Below are 25,004 nucleotides of genomic sequence, written 5' to 3'. Positions count from 1 at the left end.
TTAAAATCCCTTTCGCAAGAATAAGCTTTTGCAAGCAGATATTATCTTATATCTTGTTTCAGAAATAGAACGATCGATATGGGGATATTTCATTTTCAGAATTATTTTCTTCTTAACGATTTTCGTATCGCAGCATGCAAGTGCATTCTGAATGTCATTTAGCATACTCTCGCTATAGCGATAATAGCCTTTTTTCTTGCGTAAAAGTTTACGTCCTTCGAGAAAGCAATTGATAATCATAAATGTCGCAACAGTACGCTTGGATCTATTTTCATTAATATAGTTATACATTTTTCGCATAGCAAAGAAGATGCTGTCAGCGTCACTATCAATAATGTTCTCGGTAATACTTTTATCGTTTACTCGGTAGTAATATAATTTATTCTCGATTTTTAGAATCTTATGGCATTTAAAATACTGGAATGGGCAAAAAATCATGTCTTCGTAGCGGCGATGTTCCTCGAACTTATCGCTACCAATGATATTGCGGTGAAAGATTTTTGTCATCAGATGCCATTGCCCTGCCTTGAATGTTGGTAATAGAGGGGCGTAATTGTCATCTGATAAGATTATTTCGCGCTGGGTAATGTTGTTTTCCATTTTCGGCGCGTTCTTATACAAATTGTTTATATCTCGAGTTAAGTTAAATTCGATGATATCATATTTTTCGTCTCTTAACTTAGGCAAGAGAATTGTAAAATAATTCTGGCAGACAATATCATCACTGTCTACAAAACCAATATATTTCCCTGTCGCATGAGCAAGACCAACATTACGGGTGATTGCAACACCCTGATTTTTTTGACTTATATATTTAACATTATGACAATCTTTTTCACGGTAAAACGCATTTATACGCTCTTCGGTTAAATCCGTAGAGCCATCATTCACAATTATTACCTCCACATCATCAGTGATGCTCTGATGTATAGACGCCAACGTCGCTGTGATGAGTTCAGCGTTGTTGTATGTAGGTATAATAATGCTCAGTAAATAACCGGAAGCGTTAACCATGGCATCGTTCTCTTGTTGGACTCGAGCTCAGTACTGCTGCTACACATAACGCCAGCACGCTGCTCAGGGCTTCACCTTTGGCATATAATAATAAATCACTCAAGCCATAGACTGCGATAGCGCCTGAGACGACGAACAACAGAGGACTACGTTGCCAGTAAGCTATTAAAAACATGGCAGTATAGAGCAAGAGTAGCACAACAACACCAGGGATGCCTTTTAGTGAGAAGGTATCAACTATTTCGTTATGCAGGTGGACGTTAATGAACTCAAGTGCCCCTTGCAGCGAAGTGTCCTGCACCGCAAGTCGCTGAATTTCTGCTCCGCGTTGTTCGAGTGACTGTCCCCAGTGGTGCATTTTCCCGGCTTCAATACCTGCCCGTTGCATCGCCAGTCTCGCGCCGATAGAAGTATTACTATTGTTTTGATTATAAGAGTGCAGATCAACCAGGAAGTTCTGATAGCGGCTTTCAATGATTGGTTTTAAGGGGATTGCAGCAACCCCCACCAGTATTACAAAACCCAGCAGTGCCCTTAATAGCATAGTGCGGTTGTGACGATAGTACATCAGGAATAGGCCGACACTCAGGATCGGGTATACCAAAATAGCGGCTCGAGTTTGCGTTGTGATGATGACTGCAAGCGATATCAAAAAATGTAACAGATAGAGTGCAACGGTGTGTTTTAGACGCAGATTAATAATGGCCTGAGAGGCTAATAATGCAATTAGCGTCAGAGCGTAGGCTGTGCCGGTTTGGTGTTCAAAGCCCAGCGCAACACGGTAGGTCATAATATCTGGTGCCCCGGCGACCTCGTAGCCTGCGAAAAGATACAGGCCTATTGCTGTAAGAATCGTCCAGATACTGGTGATGCGAGTTTTGTTGGCACATGGCTCTCGCGATGCCAAAGCGGTCATAACCAGTGCGGCAAAAATCATCACTTTGCCACCGTTCTGGTATGACCTATAGGCTCCGGTAAAAGCAGATCCTGGCTGTTTAAATATTTCTACCCAAATAATCTGGAGTAAACCGAAGAGCAACAACATAACAGGTAAAACCAGGTTTTGTTTGTTACTGCACACATGTTTTATATTTTTTCCTATAAGCGGTAGAGATAGCGCCGTGGAGAAAATAAATACCTTCAGCGCTTCATCTGGATTGACCAGCACCATCGCAAGCGTTGCCAGGATCCCAGCGTAAAATAAGAAGTATATAAAATCGAATGGATTATTTTTTATACTATAAATAAAGCGAGAAAACATGTGTTGGCGAAGCATGGTTCATCTCTTAAAGTTAAAGCAAATTATTATCAACTAGCGATATGTTGACTAAGTTAGCATCCAGATCCTGCAATTTTCCGGAATGGCTTTGCTGTGTGTATTGATTCTTCCCATATCCCCCAATCAGTCCGGGATCCGTTGGGCCATACAACGTAATATTAGGGCGATCCAACGCGGCGGTTAAATGGCTCAATCCTGTATCAACCGACACCACAAACTTTGCCCCCGCCAGAATGCGAGCCACATCTTCCAGACTCATTCGCGGCAGGACATCAACGTAGGGAAACCCTTCTGCCAGCCTTTTGGCGCGCGCTTCTTCATGAGGAGCACCCCAGGGGAGTTTAATACGGATGCCCGTATTATTTAACAGGCCAATCAGCTCCCGCCAGTTGGCTTCTGGCCAGTGCTTATCATCACGTGTCGTGGCGTGCAGAAATACAGCATACTGGCCTGCATCAGCCTTATGTTCATTCATAAAATGCTGCGCAATCGCGTAATCACCCTGCAACTGCGGTTTAGCATACCCCAGACTTTTGGCGAACAATTCACGCGTACGTTCTACCGCGTGCTGCTGTTTGGCTATGTGATGTTTGCGATTATAAAACAGACTCGCCAGCGGTTCGCGGGCTGTGCTCCAGTCCATACCATGCTTGATGCCACGTGCCAGACGTGTCACCAACGCCGCGCTTTTAACCAAACCCTGCGCATCGATTATCGCGTCATACTTCTGTAAACGCACCGCATCACGAAACGCTTTACGCTCGGCTTTAATCGGCGCTGAAAACCAGGCTTTACGCCAGCGACGGATCGCTACTGGAATAACCTGGTCAACGGCTGAATGCCAGGAGGGGATTTGAGCGAACCCTTCTTCCACCACCCAATCAAATTGAATACCCGGAATAGCCTGCTGCGCATCGGTTAAGGCAGGCAACGTATGCAGTACATCGCCCATAGACGACGTTTTAACGATCAGAACCCGCATCCGTCAGGCTTCCTCTTGTAACAACAGGTCGTTGAGTTCTTCCAGTACGCGCTGGGGTGTGATATCAATCAGGCTCTGGTGATAGCCTTCTGCCGCATCGCCCTTACGCACTTTGTGATACCCCGTAATCAGGCGAATGACACGTGCCTTGTGGGAAAGCGGAGGCGTAAAATCCGGGCTGCTTGGACCATACAATGCGACCAGTGGACGGTTCAGTGCCGCGGCCACGTGCATTAATCCAGAATCGTTGGTGACGACCGCTTTGCAGGCGGCGAGCAGAATGACGGCCTGTTCCAGCTGTGTTTCGCCCGCCAGATTACGGCACCAGGCTTGCTGTTCAGTGCTCAGCGTTGCCAGGATCTCATTGCCAGCTTCATGGTCTTTTGCTGAGCCAAACAGCACAATCTGATGGCCTTCATCGATCAACTGCTTCGCCAACTCTGCGTAGTGGTAATGTGGCCAGCGTTTTGCTGGACCAAATTCCGCACCTGGGCAAAAACCGATGATGGGGCGTTCGGCTGAAAGGGAGAACTGGCTACAGGTTAGCGATTTTTCACCCTCGCTGACCTGCAACTGTGGCCATAGCAGAGGCTGCGGCAAATCTTTGGCCGTCAGCATCACGCCTTTATCATAAGCCAGAGCCACATAGCGCTCGACCATCAGTGGCCATGCGTCTTTATCCAGTACGCGCGCATCGTTCAGCAGACCGTAGCGCATCTCGCCACGCCAACCGGTACGATGGGGAATACCCGCAAAGAATGGCACCAGAGCGGATTTAAACGAGTTAGGCAGCACATAAGCGCGGTCATAGCGCTTCTCACGCAGACTGTGGCCGAGTTTACGGCGCTCGCCGATCTCCAGCGCGCCGTGCCCCAACGGCATGGCGATAGCTTCGTTGACTTCTGGCATGCGCGACAATAACGGACGGCACCAGGCAGGTGCCATCACGTCGATTATCGCCTGGGGATAGCGCGCCTTGAGCGTGCGATAGAGACTTTGCGACATCATCATGTCGCCCACCCAAGACGGGCCAACCACCAAAATCTTCATTCACTTCATCCTTCAAGCTGTCTCTGCGTTGGCTGCCTGCGTTCACTCCGGTCACTTACTCTTGTAAGCTCCCGGAGGTTCACTTAGTTGCCGCCTTGATACCGCTCGAATGATTTTGTGAATTTGTAGCGTTGTCGCGGTTCAGCCAGGCCATATATTCCGTGACGCCTTCGGCGACGGTTTTAAACGGCTTGTCATAGCCCGCTGCGCGCAGGTTCGTCAGATCTGCCTGGGTAAATGCCTGGTAGCGGCCTTTCAGTTTTTCCGGGAATGGAATGTACTCAATGCTGCCTTTTTTGTGGTACGCCAGCGTAGCATCGGCAACGGCCTGGAAAGATTCCGCACGACCTGTACCGAGGTTAAAGATGCCGGAAACCCCGTTTTCCAGGAACCACAGGTTTACCGCAGCCACGTCGCCTACGTAAACGAAATCACGTTTGAAGTTTTCACTGCCTTCAAACAGTTTTGGCGTTTCGCCATTGTTAAGCTGGGTGTTGAGGTGGAAAGCAACGCTTGCCATGCTGCCTTTGTGGCCTTCACGCGGTCCGTAGACGTTGAAATAGCGGAAGCCAACAATCTGAGAATTGGCTTCTGGCAGGATCTGACGCACGTACTCGTCGAACAGGAATTTTGAGTAGCCGTAGACGTTCAGCGGTTTCTCATATTCACGGGATTCGATGAAATCAGAAGTGCGACCGCCGTAGGTGGCGGCAGAGGACGCGTACAGGAACGGGATTTCACGCTCCAGGCAGTAGTGCAGTAGCTCTTTGGAGTATTGATAGTTGTTGTCCATCATATACTTGCCGTCCCACTCGGTGGTGGAAGAGCATGCGCCTTCGTGGAAAATCGCTTCGATATCGCCGAAATCTTCCCCGGCCATAATCTGGATCAGGAAGTCTTCCTTGTCCATGTAGTCAGCAATATTCAGATCCACCAGGTTAACAAACTTGGTGCCGTCTTTCAGGTTGTCCACCACCAGGATGTCGGTGATGCCTTTATCATTCAGGGACTTAACGATGTTGCTGCCGATAAAGCCCGCGCCGCCGGTAACGATGATCATAAATGTAACCTTCGAATTATGGAGTCAGAGACAATCTCAGACACGAATACTTCTATCATATCACTACATGGCTTAGGCTTCAGCCATTCACCGATAAGCCGTGCGGGTACACGTGATTTATGCTTCATTTTGAAGAAGTGATGATGCGTCATCTCGTATCAACGTATAGCTTTGGGTAATATGTGCTGAAATTTGCCCAGTCTGGAGAATTGAAATGCGTGGGGATTTTTACAAACAGTTAACGAACGATCTCGAAACCGCACGTGCGGAAGGATTGTTTAAAGAAGAACGCATTATTACATCTGCCCAGCAGGCGGATATTACCGTGGCGGATGGAAGCCACGTTATTAACTTTTGTGCGAACAACTATCTGGGACTGGCTAACCATCCGGAACTGATTGCAGCGGCAAAAGCGGGTATGGATTCTCACGGATTTGGTATGGCTTCGGTTCGCTTTATTTGCGGTACCCAGGACAGCCATAAGCAACTGGAGCAAAAACTGGCGGCATTCCTCGGTATGGAAGATGCCATCCTTTACTCTTCCTGCTTCGACGCCAACGGCGGCCTGTTTGAAACGCTGTTGGGCGCAGAAGACGCAATTATTTCCGATGCCCTGAACCACGCTTCTATCATTGATGGCGTGCGTCTGTGTAAAGCAAAACGTTTCCGTTACGCCAACAACGATATGGTGGAACTGGAAGCTCGCCTGAAAGAAGCGCGTGAAGCGGGCGCTCGTCATATCCTGATCGCCACTGATGGCGTGTTCTCTATGGATGGGGTAATCGCTAACCTGAAAGGCGTTTGCGATTTGGCGGATAAATACGACGCTCTGGTCATGGTTGATGATTCCCATGCCGTCGGTTTTGTCGGCGAAAATGGTCGTGGCTCCCATGAATACTGTGACGTGATGGGTCGCGTGGACATCATCACCGGTACGCTGGGTAAAGCACTCGGCGGCGCATCCGGTGGTTACACCGCAGCGCGCAAAGAAGTTGTTGAGTGGCTGCGTCAGCGTTCCCGTCCTTATTTGTTCTCCAACTCATTGGCACCGGCGATTGTTGCGGCTTCCATTAAAGTGCTGGAAATGGTTGAAGCTGGCAGCGACCTGCGCGATCGCCTGTGGGCGAATGCACGTCAGTTCCGCGAGCAAATGTCTGCCGCAGGCTTTACGTTAGCCGGTGCGGATCACGCGATCATCCCAGTCATGCTGGGTGATGCAGTAGTGGCGCAGGCATTCGCCCGCGAGCTGCAAAAAGAGGGGATTTACGTTACCGGATTCTTCTATCCGGTGGTTCCAAAAGGCCAGGCGCGTATCCGTACCCAGATGTCTGCGGCGCATACCCCTGAGCAGATTACGCGTGCTGTTGAGGCGTTCACACGCATTGGTAAACAACTGGGCGTTATTGCCTGAGGATGTGAAATGAAAGCGTTATCCAAACTGAAAGCGGAAGAGGGCATTTGGATGACCGACGTTCCTGAACCGGAAGTCGGTCATAACGATTTGCTGATTAAAATCCGTAAAACAGCCATCTGCGGGACTGACGTTCACATTTATAACTGGGATGAATGGTCGCAAAAAACCATCCCGGTACCGATGGTCGTTGGGCATGAATATGTCGGCGAAGTTGTTGGCATCGGTCAGGAAGTTAAAGGCTTTAAAATCGGCGATCGCGTTTCAGGCGAAGGTCATATCACCTGCGGGCATTGCCGTAACTGCCGCGGTGGACGTACTCACCTGTGCCGCAATACGACCGGTGTCGGTGTAAACCGCCCTGGCTGCTTTGCGGAGTACCTGGTGATCCCGGCATTTAACGCATTTAAAATCCCGGACAATATCTCCGACGACCTGGCGTCTATCTTCGATCCGTTCGGTAATGCAGTGCACACGGCGCTGTCGTTCGATCTGGTTGGGGAAGATGTGCTGGTTTCCGGTGCGGGTCCAATCGGTATTATGGCGGCAGCGGTCGCGAAGCACGTTGGCGCACGCCACGTGGTGATCACTGACGTTAATGAGTATCGCCTTGAGCTGGCGCGCAAAATGGGTATCACCCGCGCGGTCAACGTGTCGAAAGAGAATCTGACCGACGTGATGGCTGAACTGGGTATGACCGAAGGGTTTGATGTGGGCCTGGAGATGTCCGGGGCGCCGCCAGCGTTTCGCGCCATGTTGGACACCATGAACCACGGTGGCCGTATTGCTATGCTGGGTATTCCGCCATCTGATATGTCAATCGACTGGACCAAAGTTATCTTTAAGGGGCTGTTTATTAAAGGTATCTACGGTCGTGAGATGTTTGAAACCTGGTACAAAATGGCTGCACTGATCCAGTCTGGTCTGGATTTGTCGCCGATCATCACCCATCGATTCTCTATCGATGAATTCCAGCAGGGCTTTGACGCGATGCGTTCAGGCCAGTCAGGGAAAGTGATCCTGAGCTGGGATTAACCGTATCCACCCTGTGGATTCTGTGTGTTGTCCCCGGATGTTGATTATCATTACCGTCCGGGGCTTTTTTGCTTCCTCCTGCCCGGCGCATTTTCCGCTAAAGAATTAATATTTTTTTCTGAAAATCTACCGCTTAATATGCTAAAAAGTGCCGATAACTCTACTGTTTGGCAGGATTTGATATGACCTATACCCCTGGTCTCCTGAGCGTCATTATGCCGCTTTACAACACGGGTGAGCCGTTCATTGCGTGTATGGATTCACTGATTGCGCAAACCTGGAAGAACCTGGAGATCATTATTGTTAATGATGGCTCTACGGATAACTCTGCGGAGCTTGCTCAGTCTTATGCGGATCGTTATCCGCACGTTCATCTGCTGCACCAGCGCAATGGGGGCGTTTCTGCGGCGCGCAATACCGGTATGAAAGTTGCCAGGGGGGAGTACATCGCGTACGTAGACGGCGATGATATTGCCTATCCGGAAATGTATGAAACGCTGATGAACATGGCGCTGAAAGACAACCTGGATGTTGCGCAGTGCAACGCTGACTGGTGTATTGCCGAGACGGGCCACACCTGGGCATCCATTCCTACCGATCGTATTCGTTCTACCGGCGTGATGACTGGGCCAGACTGGTTACGCAAAGCGTTAGCCAGCCGCCGTTGGCGGCACGTTGTCTGGATGGGCGTTTATCGTCATCAGACTATCCGCGACGCGGGGCTGACCTTCCTGTCTGGCCTGCACCACCAGGATATTATCTGGACAACGGAGTTTATGTTTAATGCGAAGCGCGCGCGTTACACGGAAGTCCCGCTGTACAAATACTTCCTGCACGGCGCATCTGTTAGCCGTCTGCCGCGCACCGGGCTGAAAAACCTCGCTTACCAGCGCCACTACATCAAAATTACCCGTCTGCTGGATAAGATGAATCACGACTACGCCGGACGCATTCCAATTTACCCGGAATTCAAACAGCAGGTGATTTACGAAGCGCTACGTGTTTGTCATTGCATACGCAAAGAGCCGGACGAGAAAATCCGCCAGCGCATGATTGCTGAAGTATTTGTATCGGGTATGTTCAAGCGTATGGTGAGTAATATCTGCAGCGTTAAGCTGGGTTATCAGGTGCTGTTGTGGGCTATCCGTTTTAGCCAGTGGCGCGATAAATCATTGACGCCGCGCCGCCTGGCCCATTTAACGCTGGATAGTAAAGACTGATTATTGCCAGCCCTGCCACTGCAGGCGCATATACTGCACCAGCGTGCTTTGGGTGATGCTTTCGCCGAGCACGCTGAAGAAGCGGCTGGCGTACACCGGCTCTAACGGCTGTTTCGGTTTGCATAATTTCACCCCGCGGAAAGGATTACGTGGTGCATCAGGCGTACCGTTCTTCGGTGGTGTGAGGTTTGGTCTGGAGGTATCCACCTGTGGTTCATTGAGCAAGCTGCTTGGGCGAACCAGCGTGATGTCGGCTGGCAGGCTATACAGCATCTGCTGCAGGACGCGAACCGTAGACGGGTGAGGGTGGCCAATGGCGATTGCGGAACCGTTGCGGCGCGCAAGCTCGACGGCACGATTAAACTGACGGCGAATATCGGCTTCGTTTTGCGTGTCATCCAGGAAGACTTTGCGTTTGATGACCTTCACACCGGTTCCTGACGCTGCGCGCATTGCCTGGCTGTTACCAATGGTCATGCTGTCCAGGAAGTAGAGGTCGTAGCGTTCCAGCGCCTGCATCACCTTCTGCATGCCGAAAAGACTGGAGGTCATCGCGCTGCCCATATGGTTGTTCAGACCGACCGCATTCGGCACTTTACTTACCGCGTCGCGAATAATGCGCTCAATCTCTTCGCTGCTCATTTCAGGGCGTAACGTGTCTTTCTCTAACGGCTGCTTGCTCAGCGGCGCCATTGGCAGATGGATCAAGACTTCATGCCCGCTGTTATGTGCTTTGATTGCCATTTCACGCGCATGTGGGGCGTTAGGCAGAACGGCAACGGAGATGGTAGAAGGCATCGCCAGTACCTGGTTTTCAGTGTGTGGGCGATAGCCGAAATCATCAATGACGATGGCGAGTTTGCCAGCAAATACAGGTGTTGCGAAGGCCAGCAGACTGGCGAGAGAGAGTAGTAGACGACGAAATTGTTGTGGCAAAACTTATCTTCCCAACCACGGCTGTGGATTGACCGCCTGACCCTGGCGACGAATTTCGAAATAGAGTGCCGGCCTGCCCTGACCGCCGCTGCTACCCACAAGTGCTATAGGCTGCCCGGCGCGAACCTGCGTACCGACGCTGACCAGTGCGCTCTGGTTATAACCGTACAGGCTCATATCGCCTTTACCGTGTTCAACGACGACCACCAGGCCATAGCCCTGCAGCCAGTCCGCCAGAATGACACGACCATCGGCAATGGCTTTAACTTCGGTGCCCTCGGATGCACCAATAACCATCCCCTTCCAACGTAGCTCACCCTGCAGCTGTTCGCCATAACGATGTAACGTTGGACCACGAACGGGCCAGAATGCCTGACCGCGTGGCGAGCCCAAACCGCCGGTACGCGACATCAGTGATTTTTCACTTTCGGTCGGTTTATAGGTTGAGCCTTTTCGTGACGCATCCTGTTGCTTATCGCGCACGGCCTGCGCCTCGCGTGCTTCACGTTCCGCACGCGCTTTGGCTGCGGCTTCGGCACGGGCAATGCTGTTGCGCAGACGGGATTCGTTGGCGCGCATTTCGCCCAGTTGCTGTTGACCCTGTTGAATCGATGATTCCAGACTCGAAAGCGTTTTTTGACGTTCGTTACGTGCCTGTTCCAGCTTAGCCTGCTGGGCGCGCTGTTCGTACAGTAGCGTCTGCTGTTCGCTCTGCTTATCTTCCAGCTCGGCTTTTTGCGAGTCGACCTCTTCGCGGGTTTGTTTCAGCTGCGCGATGGTTTCCTGTCGCGCCTGGTTCAGATAGCCGAAATAGGCCTGCAGGCGTTGCCCACGCTGGCTTTCTTCACCGCTAAGAATGAGCTGAATGCCGGTGTGTTCGCCCTGGCGAAAAGCTGCGTCGAGTTGGGCTGCCAGGCTGCGTTCTTGCGCGGCCCGCTGTTTTTCCAGCTTCGCGAGTGCTGCGTTCATCTCTGCGATTTGCGCATTCAGCTGTGCCAGTGAGTTTTGCGTTTCGCGCAACTGCCTTGCGGCAACGGCGATGGCTTGTTCCTGAGCTTTAAGCTGAGCGAGGAGGGTGGCGCGTTGTTGTTGCTGTTGGCGTACCGCGCGTTCTTTTGCCGCGATATCAGCCTGAATAGATTTGAGCTGGTCGCGTTCGTCCGCGTGGGCGGAAAAGGCGCACAGCAATACGCCAGCGCTAAGCGCGCTGGCGTAGAACAAGGGCCTGACTGAAAACTTACGTGGTTTCACGGCCCGAGTGATGGTATTAATCGCCTTTCCCCTCATGGGGAGGGATTATTCCACGATGAACAGCGGCTTACCAGTCATCTCTTGCGGGATTTCCATACCCATCAGCGTCAGCATCGTTGGGGCGATATCAGAAAGTTTGCCGCCTTCGACTGCTTTAACGTTCTTACCACCGACATAAATCAGCGGAACGGGCAGGTTGGTGTGCGCAGTGTGCGCCTGACCGGTGGACGGATCGCGCATCTGCTCTGCGTTACCGTGGTCCGCGGTGATCAGCAACTGGCCGCCAACGGATTCAACCGCTTTCGCGACCTGTTCAACGCAGTGATCCAGCGCTTCAACCGCTTTAACCGCTGCTTCCATCACTCCGGTATGACCAACCATGTCGCCGTTCGGGTAGTTACAAATGATGGTGTCGTATTTTCCGCTCTCAATCGCCGCAACCAGTTTTTCGGTCAGCTCAGCAGAGCTCATCTCCGGCTGCAGATCGTAGGTCGCAACTTTCGGCGAGTTGATCAGGATGCGGTCTTCACCTTTGAACGGCTCTTCTACGCCGCCGTTGAAGAAGAAGGTCACGTGCGCATATTTTTCGGTTTCGGAAATACGCAACTGCGTTTTGTCGTGCTTCGCCATCCACTCGCCAAGGGTGTTAGCCAGAGATGCTGGTGGGTAAGCAACCGCAGTTTTGATGTCGGCCGCGTATTCGGTCAGCATCACAAAGTTGAGGTTAACGACTTTCTTACGGGCGAAGCCGTCGAAGTCAGCGTTAACAAACGCACGAGTGATCTCACGCGCACGGTCGGCACGGAAGTTCATGAAAATCAGCGTATCGCCGTCTTCCATGGCGGCTTCAGCCTGGCCTTCAGCACGGATCACGGTCGCTTTCACGAATTCGTCGTTTTCGTCGCGGGCATAAGCAGCCTGCAGGCCTTCAACCGCCGTAGCGAACTGGAACTCGCCTTTGGCCAACGTCATCAGGTCATAAGCCTGTTCAACGCGATCCCAACGGTTGTCGCGGTCCATCGCGTAGTAACGACCGATGATGGACGCTACGCGGCCTTTGCCCAGCGCGGCAAATTTCTCTTCGAATTTCTGCAGTGAATGTTCAGCGCTGCGCGGCGGGGTATCACGGCCATCAAGGAAAGCGTGCAGATAGATTTTCTCAGCCCCGCGTTCAGCAGCCATTTCTACCATCGCCATGATGTGATCTTCGTGGCTGTGAACACCGCCCGCAGAGAGCAGACCCATGATGTGAACCGCTTTGCCGCTATTTTTTGCCTGGTCGACCGCATTGGTCAGCACCGGGTTAGCGAAGAAAGTACGCTCTTTAATTTCTACATCCAGACGGGTCAGGTCCTGATACACGATGCGGCCCGCGCCCAGGTTGACGTGACCGACTTCGGAGTTGCCCATCTGGCGATCGGGCAGGCCAACTTCCAGGCCAGACGCATCAATCAGGGTATGCGGACGTTTTGCCCACAGGGCATCCATTACCGGGGTTTTAGCACTAAAAATGGCGTTATCCTGGCTGTCTTCGCGATAGCCGTAGCCATCCAGAATCACCAGTACCATAGGTTTTTTAGAAACCGACATTGCGACAACCTCACACTTAATAGATAAAAAATAATTGCGTAATTTTACTACAGCTGAATCGATAAAGTAGCCCCGGAAGATCAAATAATCGACCAGAGCGCGCCGCAGAGGGCGTGGTTTTAGGTTTTTTTTTCCGTAGCGCCCCGCAAAAATGCAATCCAATGCACGCTCTGGCTGTATTTGCGCCAACGCGCAGGTATACTCCTTTCCTGGTTTTTTTAATCACTGAGTCGGGAGTTGTTACCCCCCATGCAAGAAATTATGCAATTTGTTAGTCGCCACCCTGTATTGAGTATCGCCTGGATTGCGTTACTGGCGGCTGTATTATTTACCACGTTTAAGAGCCTGACTTCCAAAGTGAAGGTGATTACGCGCGGAGAAGCCACACGTCTCATCAATAAAGAAGACGCCGTTGTCGTGGATTTACGTCAGCGCGACGACTTCCGCAAAGGCCATATCGCAGGCTCCACTAACCTGCTGCCGAGCGAAATCAAAGCCAATAATTTTGGCGAACTGGAAAAACACAAAAACAAACCTGTGATTGTGGTTGATGGTTCAGGCATGCAGTGCCAGGATTCAGCAACTGCGCTGATCAAAGCCGGTTTTGAGCAGGTGTCTGTACTGAAAGATGGCGTAGCGGGCTGGAGTGGTGAGAATCTGCCACTGGTTCGCGGCAAATAATTTACCCGTCTTCTTTCATGCCGCAGGGTAAAAAGAACACTGGAGAATAAGTCATGGCCAATATTGAGATCTATACCAAAGCAACCTGCCCGTTTTGCCATCGCGCAAAGGCGCTCCTGAACAGCAAGGGTGTGAGTTTCCAGGAGCTTCCGATTGACGGCGATGCCGTGAAGCGTGAAGAAATGATCAAGCGCAGTGGCCGTACTACGGTTCCGCAGATTTTTATTGATGCACAGCACATTGGTGGTTGTGACGACTTGTATGCGTTGGATGCGCGTGGTGGACTGGATCCGCTGCTGCGTTAAGGCGTACCGAAGTATTTAAAGGACAACACTAAAGGGTTTTCTCAACATGTCAGAACAAAATAACACTGAAATGGCTTTCCAGATCCAACGTATTTATACCAAGGATGTGTCTTTCGAAGCGCCAAATGCACCGCATGTTTTCCAGAAAGATTGGCAGCCAGAGGTTAAACTGGATCTTGATACCGCATCTACCCAACTGGCAGATGACGTGTATGAAGTAGTGCTGCGTGTCACCGTAACGGCTTCCCTGGGTGAAGAAACTGCGTTCCTGTGCGAAGTTCAGCAGGGCGGTATTTTCTCCATCAGTGGTATCGAAGGGACTCAGATGGCGCATTGCCTGGGCGCATACTGCCCGAACATTCTGTTCCCGTATGCCCGCGAATGCATCACCAGCCTGGTTTCACGCGGTACGTTCCCGCAACTGAACCTTGCGCCGGTCAACTTTGATGCGCTGTTCATGAACTATTTACAGCAGCAGGCTGGCGAAGGTACTGAAGAACATCAGGATGCCTGATGAACCAAAGTAATGCTTCAATGACTGTGATTGGTGCCGGCTCGTACGGCACCGCTCTTGCCATCACCCTGGCAAGAAATGGCCATCAGGTTGTCCTGTGGGGCCATGATCCTAAACATATCGCGACTCTCGAGCACGATCGCTGCAACGTCGCGTTCCTTCCTGATGTGCCTTTTCCCGACACGCTGCGCCTGGAAAGTGATTTAGCCACTGCACTGGCCGCCAGTCGTAATATTCTGGTGGTGGTGCCGAGCCACGTCTTTGGCGAAGTGCTGCGTAACATCAAACCATTGATGCGTCCTGACGCACGACTGGTCTGGGCGACAAAAGGTCTGGAAGCGGAAACAGGACGTCTGCTGCAGGACGTCGCGCGTGAAGCGCTGGGGGACTCAATTCCACTGGCGGTTATTTCCGGCCCGACGTTCGCCAAAGAGCTGGCTGCGGGCATGCCGACGGCGATTTCTCTGGCCTCGACGGACGACACTTTTGCTGACGATCTCCAGCAGTTGCTGCACTGCGGCAAAAGCTTCCGCGTTTATAGCAACCCGGATTTCATTGGCGTGCAGCTTGGCGGCGCGGTGAAAAACGTCATTGCCATTGGTGCGGGGATGTCTGACGGCATCGGTTTTGGCGCGAATGCACGAACCGCATTGATCACCCGTGGGCTGACCGAAATGTCTCGTCTTGGTGCGGCGCTGGGGGCCGATCCTGCCACCTTTATGGGGATGGCGGGTTTAGGCGATCTGGTGCTGACCTGTACCGACAACCAGTCGCGCAACCGTCGTTTTGGCATGATGCTCGGCCAGGGGATGGACGTGCAGGGTGCGCAGGACAAGATTGGCCAAGTGGTTGAAGGCTATCGCAATACGAAAGAAGTTCGTGAATTGGCGCACCGTTTTGGTGTTGAGATGCCAATAACCGAGGAAATTTATCAAGTATTGTATTGCGGAAAAAACGCGCGCGAGGCAGCATTGACGTTATTAGGCCGTGCACGCAAGGACGAGCTGAGTCGCCACTAGCTGTAAGGAACTGTTGAATATAACGACCCGATCCGCGAAGAACGGATCGGTCGTTTTGCTACCTTCTGGAGTACGCAATGCCGTGTGAAGAACTGGATATCGTCTGGAAAAACATTAAAGCGGAAGCCCGGGCACTGGCGGAATGTGAGCCAATGCTGGCCAGTTTTTACCACGCAACACTGCTCAAGCATGAAAATCTCGGCAGTGCGCTAAGCTATATGCTGGCGAATAAACTCGCTTCTCCAATCATGCCCGCCATTGCGATTCGCGAAGTCGTAGAAGAGGCCTACGCGGCCGATCCTGAAATGATTGCCTCAGCGGCCTGCGATATTCAGGCAGTACGCACGCGTGACCCGGCTGTCGATAAATATTCCACTCCACTGCTGTATCTGAAGGGCTTTCATGCGCTTCAGGCCTACCGTATCGGTCACTGGCTGTGGCATCAGGGGCGTCAGGCACTGGCGATCTTCCTGCAAAATCAGGTGTCCGTTACCTTCCAGGTAGATATTCATCCGGCGGCAAAAATTGGCCGTGGGATTATGCTCGATCACGCCACCGGCATTGTGGTTGGTGAAACCGCGGTGATTGAAAACGACGTCTCTATTCTGCAATCCGTCACGCTGGGCGGGACCGGTAAAGCCGGCGGTGACCGCCACCCGAAAATTCGTGAAGGCGTGATGATCGGCGCGGGAGCAAAAATTCTCGGCAACATTGAAGTCGGACGCGGCGCGAAGATTGGCGCAGGTTCGGTCGTGCTACAGCCCGTACCGCCGCATACCACCGCCGCAGGCGTACCGGCGCGCATCGTCGGTAAGCCAGACAGCGATAAGCCGTCTATGGATATGGATCAGCATTTCAACGGGATTCATCATACTTTCGAATACGGCGATGGAATCTGATTTCGAGCTATCTTACTTGTCATCTTGAACCCGGGCTGTGCTCGCCATCCTCACGTACTACGTGTACGCGCAGGTCGGCAAGCGCAGTCCGTGTCCAACCTGACTGCGCCGATAACGCTCGAAAAATAACGGTAAATTCTTTCGTAGGTCGGATAAGGCGTCAGCCGCCATCCGACAAAAATCAACTACGCAATACCGCGCCGGGATAACCTAACTGGCGCCAGGCCTCATACACCACCACCGACACCGCATTCGACAGGTTCATGCTGCGACTGTCCGGCATCATCGGAATACGAATTTTTTGTTCGGCAGGCAGCGCGTCGAGGATGCTGGCTGGCAGACCGCGAGTTTCCGGGCCAAACATCAGATAATCCCCATCCTGATAGCTTACCGCGCTATGCGCTGGAGTACCTTTGGTGGTCAGGGCAAACAGACGTTGCGGATTTTCTGCGGCGACGAAGGCGGCGTAATCAGGGTGGCGTAGCACAGCGGTAAATTCATGGTAATCCAGCCCCGCGCGACGCAGGCGCTTGTCGTCCCAGGTAAAGCCCATTGGCTCAATAATATGCAGACGAAAGCCGGTGTTGGCGCAAAGACGGATAATATTGCCGGTATTTGGCGGGATTTCTGGTTCGAATAAAACGATGTTTAGCATACTGCCCCCTTAATAACGGGGGGCAGAATAGCAGAAAGAGCCGGTACTATGCGACGGTCAGCGCGTGCGGTTTATAGCGTTGCAGCTTGTAAATCGTCGCGGCAGCGGCGACCAAAGCCGGAAGGCTGAGGAACATTAAGATACTGTCTGCCTGCCATTGCAGGGAAAGCAACTGGGCGCTCATCATCGTTCCGGCTACGCCGCCGAAGCGGCCCACGCCCTGCATCCAGGCAATGCCCGTTGCGCGGCAGTGGGTTGGATAAAACGTTGCAGCCAGCGTCTGTAGCCCGGACTGCGCGCCGTTCATGGTAATCCCCATCAGGAAGATCAGTGCGCCGAACAGGATGATATGGTTGTGTTCAAACCCGAGAGCGAGGGCAAACAGCATCGTCAGCATAAAGCCGAGTGATACCACTTTATGCGCTTCCCAACGGTCCATTAACCAACCGGCCAGCAGGATCCCTGCGGTACCGCCGAAGGTAAACAGTGACGTCAGCCAGGCGGATTCAGCCAGCGGATAGCCCATGCCCAGCATCAGCGTTGGCATCCAGCTCAGCAGCACGTAATAGATAACCAGCCCCATAAAGTAGGTCGTCCAGAGCATCAGCGTGCCCGGCAGCCAGGGCATACTGAATAGCTGCGCCACGCTGCCTTTTTTGATCGTGACGCGGTCTTCATCCAGATAAAACTGAGTAACCTGTTCCAGATTTCCCGACATAAAACGTTGAGCAATGCGTTTAACCTGTGCCACCCCTTTACCGCGGTGAACCAGATACTTCACCGACTCCGGCAGGAACAGCACCAACAGTACGGTGAGGGCCAGCGGGGCGATCGCACCGGCAAGCAGAACACTGTGCCAGCCGTAATTGGGAATAAGCCAGGAGGAGATTACGCCGCCGCCCGCAGCGCCTAACGGAAAGCCGCAGTACATGGTGTTAATCGCCATTGAACGACAACGTTTCGGGGCGAATTCTGACACCAGGGTGATGGCGTTGGGCATTGCCGCGCCAAGTCCAAGTCCAGTGAGAAAACGCCAAAATGTGAGCATATTCAGGGTCTGGGCATAGGCGGTTCCCAGACTGGCGAGGCCAAAGAACAGACAGGAAAATACCAGGACACGCTTACGGCCCATACGATCGGAAATGGGTCCGGCGAGCAGGGCGCCAAATGACAGGCCTAATAGCGCGGCGCTTAACACCGGTCCGAGATCTTGCTTCTTGATGCCCCAGTCGGCTGAGAGCGTGGGAGCAATATAACCCATCGCCGCGGTATCGAAGCCGTCAATGGCTAAAACCAGAAATCCCAGGACAATAATGACCCAATGGAAGCGCGAAAAAGGACTGTCATCTATCGCCTGCTGGATATTCACTTTACCGGAATAAGCCATGTCACCCTCGCCCGTTATGATGGTTGTTATCTGTATAAATCGCTCTTGTATTAGCTTGTATATACATTTGGCAGGTGGATAAAAAGTTGTCAAATATATTGGTTGTAAATGTTAACTGGTCGTTATTTTTGCATAAAAAATGGCCGGACTGAGAACAGGCCGACCATGCAGAAAACGCGATTTTACGGGGGAGAGTGTTACGCAGCGCTACCCTGGGCCAGAGGCGCTAATGCAGCAGGCAGGTTCTGACCCAGTTCCTGTACCAGCGAATCACGGCTGATTTCGCTAATCGACTTCGCACCGGTCAGGGTCATTGCCACTTTCATCTCTTTCTCGATCAGATTCAGCAGATTCGCCACCCCGGCCTGACCGTGGGTTGCCAGCGCGTACAGATAAGCACGTCCCAGCAGAACACTATCCGCGCCCAGCGCAATCATACGTACGACGTCCAGACCGTTGCGGATCCCACTGTCTGCCAGAATGGTGATATCGCCTTTTACTGCATCGGCAATGGCGGGCAGCGCGCGAGCAGAAGACAGCACGCCGTCTAACTGGCGGCCACCGTGGTTAGAGACAACGATGCCGTCCGCACCAAAGCGTACGGCGTCTCGGGCATCTTCGGGATCGAGGATCCCTTTGATCACCATCGGACCATCCCAAAATTCACGGATCCACTCGAGGTCTTTCCAGGAAATCGACGGATCGAAATTATTCGCCAGCCAGCCGATGTAATCCTCAAGACCGGTAGGTTTACCAAGATAAGTCGAGATATTGCCTAAATCATGTGGGCGACCGTTCAGGCCAACGTCCCATGCCCACTGTGGATGGGTGACTGCCTGCCAGTAGCGGCGTAGTGCGGCATTTGGGCCGCTCATCCCGGAATGGGCGTCACGGTAGCGTGCACCAGGGGTTGGCATATCGACGGTAAAGACCAGCGTGGAGCAACCTGCCGCTTTGGCGCGCTCCAGCGCGTTGCGCATAAAGCCGCGATCGCGCAGAACATATAGCTGAAACCACATTGGACGTTTGATGGTTGGAGCGACTTCTTCAATCGGACATACGGATACCGTGGAAAGCGTAAACGGAATGCCTTTGGCATCAGCGGCGGCGGCGGCCTGAACTTCGCCCCGGCGCGCGTACATGCCGCACAGACCGACAGGTGCAAGGGCCACCGGCATGGAGAGCGTTTCGTTGAACAGCTTTGTCTCCAGGCTCAGGTCGGACATATTCTTCAGCACGCGCTGGCGAAGTGCCACTTCAGACAGGTCTGCCACGTTACGGCGCAGAGTGTGCTCTGCATACGCCCCACCGTCTATATAGTGGAACAAGAAGGGGGGTAGGATGCGCTGGGCTGCGGCGCGATAGTCGCTGGCTGCTGAAATAATCATGTGTTGTTCTCCCTGCTATTCTCACCAGGGTCACCGGGCAGGCGGGTGATACGCGCCTGGCGGGCCTGATCTTCATCAAATCGTTTAATCGTGGTGTGGACAAAACTGAGGTGCGCCATCATTGCTTTACGCGCTCCGTCGGCATCTCCGGCAACAATCGCATCCAGGACGGCCTGATGCTGCGCCGTCAGTTGCGAAAATACGGGCGGCACAAGGTACATTCGCTGGCGGCTCTGTTTCACCGAAGACTGCAATACGTCGAAGAAACCGCGCATGGTCTGTAACAGCACCACGTTGTGCGAGGCCTCCGCAATGGCGAGATGAAAGCGAACGTCTGCCTGCGAGGCGAGATCTGGATCTTCGCTTTGTGTGGCCTCGAAACAGAGTCTGATCTTCTCTTTGTCGGCAGCAGTGGCACGCATAGCTGCATGCCAGGCGGTGCTGGCTTCGATGGCGTGGCGGGCTTCCAGAATATCGAAACTGTAATCAGGGTCGTCTGCCAGTAGAGTTTTCAGCGGCTGAACGATGTTTTGTTCAGACCATGCCTCATGCTGCCAGCGGATAAACGTCCCGCCGCCACGACGGCTAATCAACACGCCTTCGCTCACCAGTTTCGCCAGCGCCTCGCGCAGCGAGTTGCGCGATACGCCGAGCTGTACGGCCAGCTGGCGCTCAGCGGGCAACTTCATGCCCGCCTCCAGCTGTTGTTCTTCAATCAGCGCCCGCACACGAGATGCGACTTCGTCTGACAGGCGTCTGGGCATCACTATCATGGAATCATCCAGGTTAAGACATAGGCCTGCAGCGTGGTAATCACACCCACCATGCAGGTGAAAATCAGGCTGTGCTTCACGGTAAAGCGGAACAGATCAGACTCTTTCCCCACTAATCCCACTGCCGCACAGGCGATAGCGATAGATTGTGGAGAGATCATTTTGCCGGTCACGCCGCCGGTGGTATTTGCGGCCACCATCAGCACATCAGAAACGCCGATTTGCTGAGCGGCCGTGGCCTGCAGGGCGGCGAACAATGCGTTTGATGAGGTGTCGGACCCGGTTAGGAATACCCCCAGCCAGCCAAGGAACGGCGAGAAGAAGGTAAATGCGCTGCCGGTATGTGCCAGGGCCAGTGCCAGGGTGGATGAAAGCCCGGAGTAGTTAGAGATAAACGCGAACGCCAGCACCATCCCGATGGAGTAGATAGGCAGCGCCAGATCTTTCAGCGTGCTACCAAAGGTCTGCAGCGCAGCAGATGGCTTCATCTTCAGCCAGACGATAGACAGCAGGGCGGCAAACAGTATTGCGGTACCGGTCGCGGAGAACCAGTCAAATTTGTACACCGCCGCGTAGGCCGTGGCTTCGTGTACGACCGGCGGCATACGGGCAACCAGCTTGTCGAGGAACGGAACCGGAATATTGACCACCCAGTGGTACATCGCGCCGCCTGGCGCAAACAGCGCTTTAAACGGCGGTATGCTCCACAGCGTGACGGTAGCTGTCAGGAACAGGAACGGTGACCAGGCGCGTACCACCTGCCCAGCGGTGTAGCGGGTGCGCGACAGATCCATATCGACCTGCGAAGCACCCATATCGCCAAAACGGAAGATACGTACCGGCTGCCAGCGTTTCAGGAACAGCGTCAGACACACCAGTGAGACCAGAGAAGAGATGATGTCCGGCAGTTCCGGCCCGATAAAGTTAGAGCTGAGGTACTGTGCGATAGCAAACGAGCCGCCAGCGACCATCACCGCAGGCCAGGTTTCTTTGACACCACGCCAGCCATCCATAATCGCCATAATCCAGAACAGCACGATAATGGTCAGGAACGGCAGCTGACGACCTACCATCTGGCCAATCTCGAAGCTGTCCAGTCCGGTAACCTGACCGGCGACCAGAATCGGAATGCCCATTGCGCCAAAAGCGACCGGCGCGGTATTTACGATCAGGCACAAACCTGCCGCATACAGCGGGTTAAAGCCAAGACCAACCAGCAGCGCGGCGGTAATCGCTACCGGAGCGCCAAAGCCTGCCGCTCCCTCGAGGAATGCCCCAAAGGAGAAACCAACAATCAGCATTTGCAGACGCTGGTCTGGGGTAATCGAGAGTATCGATGACCGGATAATGTCGAACTGCCCGGTCTTCACCGAGATTTTATAGACGAATACCGCGGCGATAATGATCCAGGCAATTGGCCACAGACCGTAGAAGAAACCGTACACTACGGATGCCAGCGCGTGATCGACCGGCATTTTGTAAAACAGCAAGGCGACCGATAAAGCGATCACCACCGTCCATGACGCCGCAACATAGCCTTTCAGCTTGAGCTTAATCAGGGCGAAGAAAAAGAACAGGATAGGGAGCGATGCGATCAGACTGGAAAGCCAGATGTTACCGGCCGGGTCGTAGTTCTGTTGCCAGAGATTCATTGCAGGTCTCCTGGGGGCCGCTGACATAATGGAATGAGTCTTTGCTCAAATCTTCGTCACATTATGTGTAAAAGTGGCCCTGCCAATATTGTTGTGTAGGGGTAATGACAATGAATGGTTAATCAAATGTTATTTATTGGCAACGGTATTGTACGCGCATTTTAATGAAATGTGAGGTGCTGGTAGGATCTGGCTAAAATTGGTAGGGCCAATTGAGGGGGGAATGAAGGACCGGGCAAGCGGATGTTGCCCGGTGGGAGATTAGAACTCGCTCTTCGCGAAGCCCGTCATCTCTTTCAGGCCCATTTCACGGCCAAGCTCGGTCATCGGGTGGACGACGATCAGGCCGCGCACGCTTTTCTTCAGTTTGCCCATGTCAGCCTGCTCTTTTTTGGTGATGGCCCGACGGAACGGAAGTTTTGTCAGCTTTTGCGCTTCTTTGCTCAGCTTCTGGCTGTGAACTTCACGCAGGCGTGCGATCTCGGCTTCCAGAGTTTCTTTCTCTTTTTCCAGCTCCGCGTATTTGTCGGCGGCTTCAACCAGGGACAGGTCTGCCTGCTGGTGGCGAATAGCGTCCAGACGATCGCTCAGGCGTTTAATTTCGTTTTTTTCGACTTCTTTCATAGGATAGCTTCTGATAAAAATAGGATGAATGCCCTATAGTATGCGCGCAGAGCGGGATTATTCACAACTGCTCGAAGATAAATAATCAAATACCGTAAGTATTAATTAGCTAATGATAATGTTACTACATTGATTAACAAGGAATTTTAAGCGATAAGATCGACCATGGTGCTTTTTATTGGCGTGTTCGTGGTGAAGCACGTTTTCCTCAATATAAACACCCAACTGATCCTAAACTTAAATGATCAACCGCACAGGCTGAGCGCGGTTAATACATGGAGGAGGGAAGATTATGGCGAAAATAGGTGAGAACGTTTCAATCCTGATTGATAAAACTGTCGATTTTATGGCTTCAAGCCAGGCTTTTCGCGAATATTTGAATAAAACACCGCCGCGCAACGTTGTCCCTTCAGAAATACCGCAGGAAAACGCGCAGCTGTATCTGCAACGTCTGGCGTACTATCGGCAGCTGTATCGACCGCAGCAGGAAGAGAAATAAGCAAGCATCGTCTTATTTTTGAAAGGCTTTTTTTAAGCTGATTTTAGAAATCAGCTCGGTCAGGGAAAGGACCATGGTGGATCGTACCATCTGCTGGTAACGCTGGATCTGCATGGCATGCAAACCAGAGTCTGAGGTATCAAACTGGGGTGGCGGCGGGAGTGCCGTCACGCAGTGAAGTTCACCAAACGGTCCAAGAATTTCGTCGTCGGTGAATGCGTATTCGTTGCCGTCGTGATTCAGCTCCTCCCGCAGCGCCATCAGCAGCTCTGCATCTTCGTACTCCGGGCGACTGAGTACGCCCAGGCCGTAGATTAACTTCAGACGAACGGAAAGATCGCCCAACGGACCATCGCCGTCGAGCAGCGGTTCTACGGCGTATTTCACCGCATAGTCGTCTTTGCGAAATACCTGAAGCACAAGGATATTCACCGCCTCGGTGAGCAGTTCTACGGCGGTGATGAGGAAGCTGCGTACGGTTTTGCCAGCATTCAGACGCTCAAGCACACGATTTTCAAAGGCCTGCGTTTGTTCCATTATTGCCTGCATATCTGACAATCTATTATTCAGGCGCAGGATATCCTGCGCCAGGTCCTGCATCATTTCTTTGCGTTATACGCGTTAACAGCCTCAAGCACGACATCACTATTGGCATCCAGCCCGGAAACTTGCGCCAGCGCGGCCTGTGGACCTTTTTCGTCAATCAGCGCGGCCAGTTCCTGTGCCTGCGGATCTTCTTCGCTGCGATAGTGCATCGCTGCCGCAATACCGGTAACCAGATTCGCATGCGGCAAACCATATTCCAGCGTACCCAGCAGTGGTTTAATCAGGCGGTCGCCTGCGCTCAGCTTACGCAGCGGCTGACGACCCACGCGCTCAACGTCATCTTTCAGATACGGGTTTTCAAAACGACCGAGGATTTTCTGAATGTATGCCGCATGTTTTGCTGCATCAAAGCCATAGCGTTTGATCAGTACCGCGCCGCTCTCTTCCATCGCACCTTTTACCACTGCGCGGATTTTCTCGTCGAGAATCGCGTCACGGATGGTCTGATGACCGGTCAATTTTCCGAGGTACGCGGTTATAGCATGCCCGGTGTTCAGCGTGAAGAGTTTACGTTCGACAAATGCCATCAGGTTATCAGTTAATTCCATTCCTGGGATATTTGGCAGTTCACCTTTGAACTGTGTTTTGTCGACAATCCACTCACTGAAGGTTTCGACGGTAACTTCCAGCGGATCGTTGGTTGCTGAAGCTGAAGGCGGAACAATGCGGTCCACGGCAGAATCGACAAAGCCAACATGTTCTTCAACCCAGGCTTTATCTTCATCTGCTAACGCGTTCATTACATGGCCTTTCAACTGGGTCGTTCCGCGCACCATGTTTTCACAAGCGATGATATTTAGTGGAGTAGCGATGCCCTGCGCCTTGCGTTTAACCAGTCCTTTGGCGATGGCTGGAGCGATACGCTCAAGTACAACCGGACCGACGGCGGTAGTGACTAAATCTACGTGGGCAATCAGTTCAACAACATCATCGCCGATGCTGCTTACAGCGTTGACGCCGGAGACGGTATCAACCTGCTCATTTTCACCCACGACATGAACCTGATAGCTATGACGGGCATTCAGGGCATCGAGAACGACCTGATTTACATCCGCGAACGTCAGCTGTATCCCCGCGTCCGCCAGCAGTTTGCCGATAAAGCCACGACCGATATTACCTGCGCCAAAATGTAATGCTTTCATAGTATTAACCTTCATTAATGTTTTTACCCAAG

At 52.5% G+C, this 25,004-nt stretch carries 25 protein-coding genes; 9 read left to right on the top strand and 16 right to left on the bottom strand.

What is annotated here, in order from left to right; genetic code table 11:
* The 5 genes from BZK40_RS06360 to rfaD all read right to left on the bottom strand — a co-directional run bounded on the left by BZK40_RS06360 (position 1) and on the right by rfaD (position 5,385).
* Positions 1-1,014, bottom strand: coding sequence for a glycosyltransferase family 2 protein (locus BZK40_RS06360; RefSeq protein WP_079934344.1), 1,014 nt, complete (start codon positions 1,012-1,014; stop codon positions 1-3).
* A complete protein-coding gene (locus BZK40_RS06355; RefSeq protein ID WP_172111150.1) occupies positions 1,007-2,290 on the bottom strand; it encodes an O-antigen ligase family protein in 1,284 nt (427 codons plus the stop codon). The genes BZK40_RS06360 and BZK40_RS06355 overlap by 8 nt, the downstream gene beginning before the upstream one ends.
* Positions 2,291-2,306: 16 nt before the next feature.
* Complete coding sequence (rfaC, locus tag BZK40_RS06350; RefSeq protein ID WP_079934343.1) at positions 2,307-3,275, bottom strand: lipopolysaccharide heptosyltransferase RfaC; 969 nt, start codon at positions 3,273-3,275, stop codon at positions 2,307-2,309.
* Positions 3,276-3,278: 3 nt separating this feature from the next.
* Complete coding sequence (gene rfaF / locus BZK40_RS06345) at positions 3,279-4,325, bottom strand: ADP-heptose--LPS heptosyltransferase RfaF (RefSeq protein WP_071446339.1); 1,047 nt, start codon at positions 4,323-4,325, stop codon at positions 3,279-3,281.
* A 79-nt stretch (positions 4,326-4,404) separates the two neighbouring features.
* A complete protein-coding gene (gene rfaD, locus BZK40_RS06340) occupies positions 4,405-5,385 on the bottom strand; it encodes an ADP-glyceromanno-heptose 6-epimerase (protein WP_048227317.1) in 981 nt (326 codons plus the stop codon).
* A gap of 214 nt (positions 5,386-5,599) precedes the next feature.
* Here rfaD and kbl point away from each other — a divergent pair, with 214 nt between their 5' ends.
* From kbl to BZK40_RS06325, 3 genes are all read left to right on the top strand, one after another.
* Positions 5,600-6,796, top strand: coding sequence for a glycine C-acetyltransferase (gene kbl, locus BZK40_RS06335; protein ID WP_003827313.1), 1,197 nt, complete (start codon positions 5,600-5,602; stop codon positions 6,794-6,796).
* Between the two features lie 9 nt (positions 6,797-6,805).
* Positions 6,806-7,831, top strand: coding sequence for an L-threonine 3-dehydrogenase (tdh, locus tag BZK40_RS06330; protein ID WP_003024132.1), 1,026 nt, complete (start codon positions 6,806-6,808; stop codon positions 7,829-7,831).
* Positions 7,832-8,013: 182 nt separating this feature from the next.
* Positions 8,014-9,051: a glycosyltransferase gene (locus tag BZK40_RS06325; protein WP_048215306.1), complete on the top strand. Its 1,038-nt coding sequence runs from the start codon at positions 8,014-8,016 to the stop codon at positions 9,049-9,051.
* On the opposite strand, the gene BZK40_RS06320 is transcribed toward BZK40_RS06325, so the two are convergent.
* Genes BZK40_RS06320 through gpmM form a run of 3 tightly spaced genes read right to left on the bottom strand, consistent with a single transcriptional unit; the run spans position 9,052 to position 12,828 of the window.
* Positions 9,052-9,987 (bottom strand): divergent polysaccharide deacetylase family protein, encoded by a 936-nt coding sequence (locus BZK40_RS06320; protein WP_003024138.1) that lies wholly within the window; start codon positions 9,985-9,987, stop codon positions 9,052-9,054.
* Positions 9,988-9,990: 3 nt separating this feature from the next.
* Complete coding sequence (gene envC, locus BZK40_RS06315) at positions 9,991-11,250, bottom strand: murein hydrolase activator EnvC (RefSeq protein WP_231504629.1); 1,260 nt, start codon at positions 11,248-11,250, stop codon at positions 9,991-9,993.
* A gap of 33 nt (positions 11,251-11,283) precedes the next feature.
* The gene (gpmM, locus tag BZK40_RS06310) at positions 11,284-12,828 is read right to left on the bottom strand and encodes a 2,3-bisphosphoglycerate-independent phosphoglycerate mutase (RefSeq protein WP_057066896.1); all 1,545 of its coding nucleotides are present in this window, start codon (positions 12,826-12,828) and stop codon (positions 11,284-11,286) included.
* 249 nt (positions 12,829-13,077) lie between these two features.
* Between gpmM and BZK40_RS06300 the strand changes: the two genes are divergently transcribed.
* The 5 genes from BZK40_RS06300 (at position 13,078) to cysE (ending at position 16,246) form a co-directional block, all read left to right on the top strand.
* On the top strand, positions 13,078-13,509 hold the full coding sequence (locus BZK40_RS06300; RefSeq protein ID WP_003024148.1) for a rhodanese-like domain-containing protein: 432 nt from the start codon (positions 13,078-13,080) through the stop codon (positions 13,507-13,509).
* 53 nt (positions 13,510-13,562) lie between these two features.
* Positions 13,563-13,814 carry a glutaredoxin 3 gene (gene grxC, locus BZK40_RS06295; RefSeq protein ID WP_003024152.1) on the top strand — a complete coding sequence of 84 codons (252 nt, stop codon included), beginning with the start codon at positions 13,563-13,565 and terminating at the stop codon, positions 13,812-13,814.
* 46 nt (positions 13,815-13,860) lie between these two features.
* On the top strand, positions 13,861-14,328 hold the full coding sequence (secB, locus tag BZK40_RS06290) for a protein-export chaperone SecB (protein ID WP_003024155.1): 468 nt from the start codon (positions 13,861-13,863) through the stop codon (positions 14,326-14,328).
* Complete coding sequence (gene gpsA / locus BZK40_RS06285) at positions 14,328-15,347, top strand: NAD(P)H-dependent glycerol-3-phosphate dehydrogenase (protein ID WP_008786462.1); 1,020 nt, start codon at positions 14,328-14,330, stop codon at positions 15,345-15,347. The genes secB and gpsA overlap by 1 nt, the downstream gene beginning before the upstream one ends.
* A 77-nt stretch (positions 15,348-15,424) precedes the next feature.
* Positions 15,425-16,246: a serine O-acetyltransferase gene (gene cysE, locus BZK40_RS06280; RefSeq protein WP_003024160.1), complete on the top strand. Its 822-nt coding sequence runs from the start codon at positions 15,425-15,427 to the stop codon at positions 16,244-16,246.
* Positions 16,247-16,427: 181 nt separating this feature from the next.
* On the opposite strand, the gene trmL is transcribed toward cysE, so the two are convergent.
* The 6 genes from trmL to BZK40_RS06245 all read right to left on the bottom strand — a co-directional run bounded on the left by trmL (position 16,428) and on the right by BZK40_RS06245 (position 22,725).
* Positions 16,428-16,901 (bottom strand): tRNA (uridine(34)/cytosine(34)/5-carboxymethylaminomethyluridine(34)-2'-O)-methyltransferase TrmL, encoded by a 474-nt coding sequence (gene trmL / locus BZK40_RS06270; protein ID WP_003827329.1) that lies wholly within the window; start codon positions 16,899-16,901, stop codon positions 16,428-16,430.
* Between the two features lie 46 nt (positions 16,902-16,947).
* A complete protein-coding gene (locus tag BZK40_RS06265) occupies positions 16,948-18,288 on the bottom strand; it encodes an MFS transporter (RefSeq protein WP_032945353.1) in 1,341 nt (446 codons plus the stop codon).
* 197 nt (positions 18,289-18,485) lie between these two features.
* Positions 18,486-19,676 carry an FMN-dependent L-lactate dehydrogenase LldD gene (gene lldD / locus BZK40_RS06260; RefSeq protein ID WP_032945351.1) on the bottom strand — a complete coding sequence of 397 codons (1,191 nt, stop codon included), beginning with the start codon at positions 19,674-19,676 and terminating at the stop codon, positions 18,486-18,488.
* Positions 19,673-20,449, bottom strand: a complete 777-nt coding sequence (gene lldR, locus BZK40_RS06255) for a transcriptional regulator LldR (protein WP_003024170.1) — start codon at positions 20,447-20,449, stop codon at positions 19,673-19,675. The genes lldD and lldR overlap by 4 nt, the downstream gene beginning before the upstream one ends.
* Positions 20,446-22,101: an L-lactate permease gene (lldP, locus tag BZK40_RS06250; RefSeq protein WP_003827332.1), complete on the bottom strand. Its 1,656-nt coding sequence runs from the start codon at positions 22,099-22,101 to the stop codon at positions 20,446-20,448. The genes lldR and lldP overlap by 4 nt, the downstream gene beginning before the upstream one ends.
* A 261-nt stretch (positions 22,102-22,362) precedes the next feature.
* The gene (locus BZK40_RS06245) at positions 22,363-22,725 is read right to left on the bottom strand and encodes a YibL family ribosome-associated protein (RefSeq protein WP_003827333.1); all 363 of its coding nucleotides are present in this window, start codon (positions 22,723-22,725) and stop codon (positions 22,363-22,365) included.
* A gap of 292 nt (positions 22,726-23,017) precedes the next feature.
* On the opposite strand from BZK40_RS06245, the gene BZK40_RS06240 reads away from it, so the two are divergent.
* Positions 23,018-23,224 carry a hypothetical protein gene (locus BZK40_RS06240; protein ID WP_032945348.1) on the top strand — a complete coding sequence of 69 codons (207 nt, stop codon included), beginning with the start codon at positions 23,018-23,020 and terminating at the stop codon, positions 23,222-23,224.
* Between the two features lie 12 nt (positions 23,225-23,236).
* Here the strand turns inward: BZK40_RS06240 and mtlR are convergent, their stop codons facing one another.
* A complete protein-coding gene (gene mtlR / locus BZK40_RS06235) occupies positions 23,237-23,824 on the bottom strand; it encodes a mannitol operon repressor MtlR (protein ID WP_003024179.1) in 588 nt (195 codons plus the stop codon).
* On the bottom strand, positions 23,824-24,972 hold the full coding sequence (gene mtlD / locus BZK40_RS06230; RefSeq protein WP_020996057.1) for a mannitol-1-phosphate 5-dehydrogenase: 1,149 nt from the start codon (positions 24,970-24,972) through the stop codon (positions 23,824-23,826). The genes mtlR and mtlD overlap by 1 nt, the downstream gene beginning before the upstream one ends.
* Positions 24,973-25,004: the final 32 nt, after the last annotated feature.

The organism is Citrobacter portucalensis (assembly GCF_002042885.1).
Taxonomy (GTDB): domain Bacteria; phylum Pseudomonadota; class Gammaproteobacteria; order Enterobacterales; family Enterobacteriaceae; genus Citrobacter; species Citrobacter portucalensis.
Note: the sequence above shows the minus strand (reverse complement) of the source record. Positions and strands in the feature narration are given on the sequence as shown.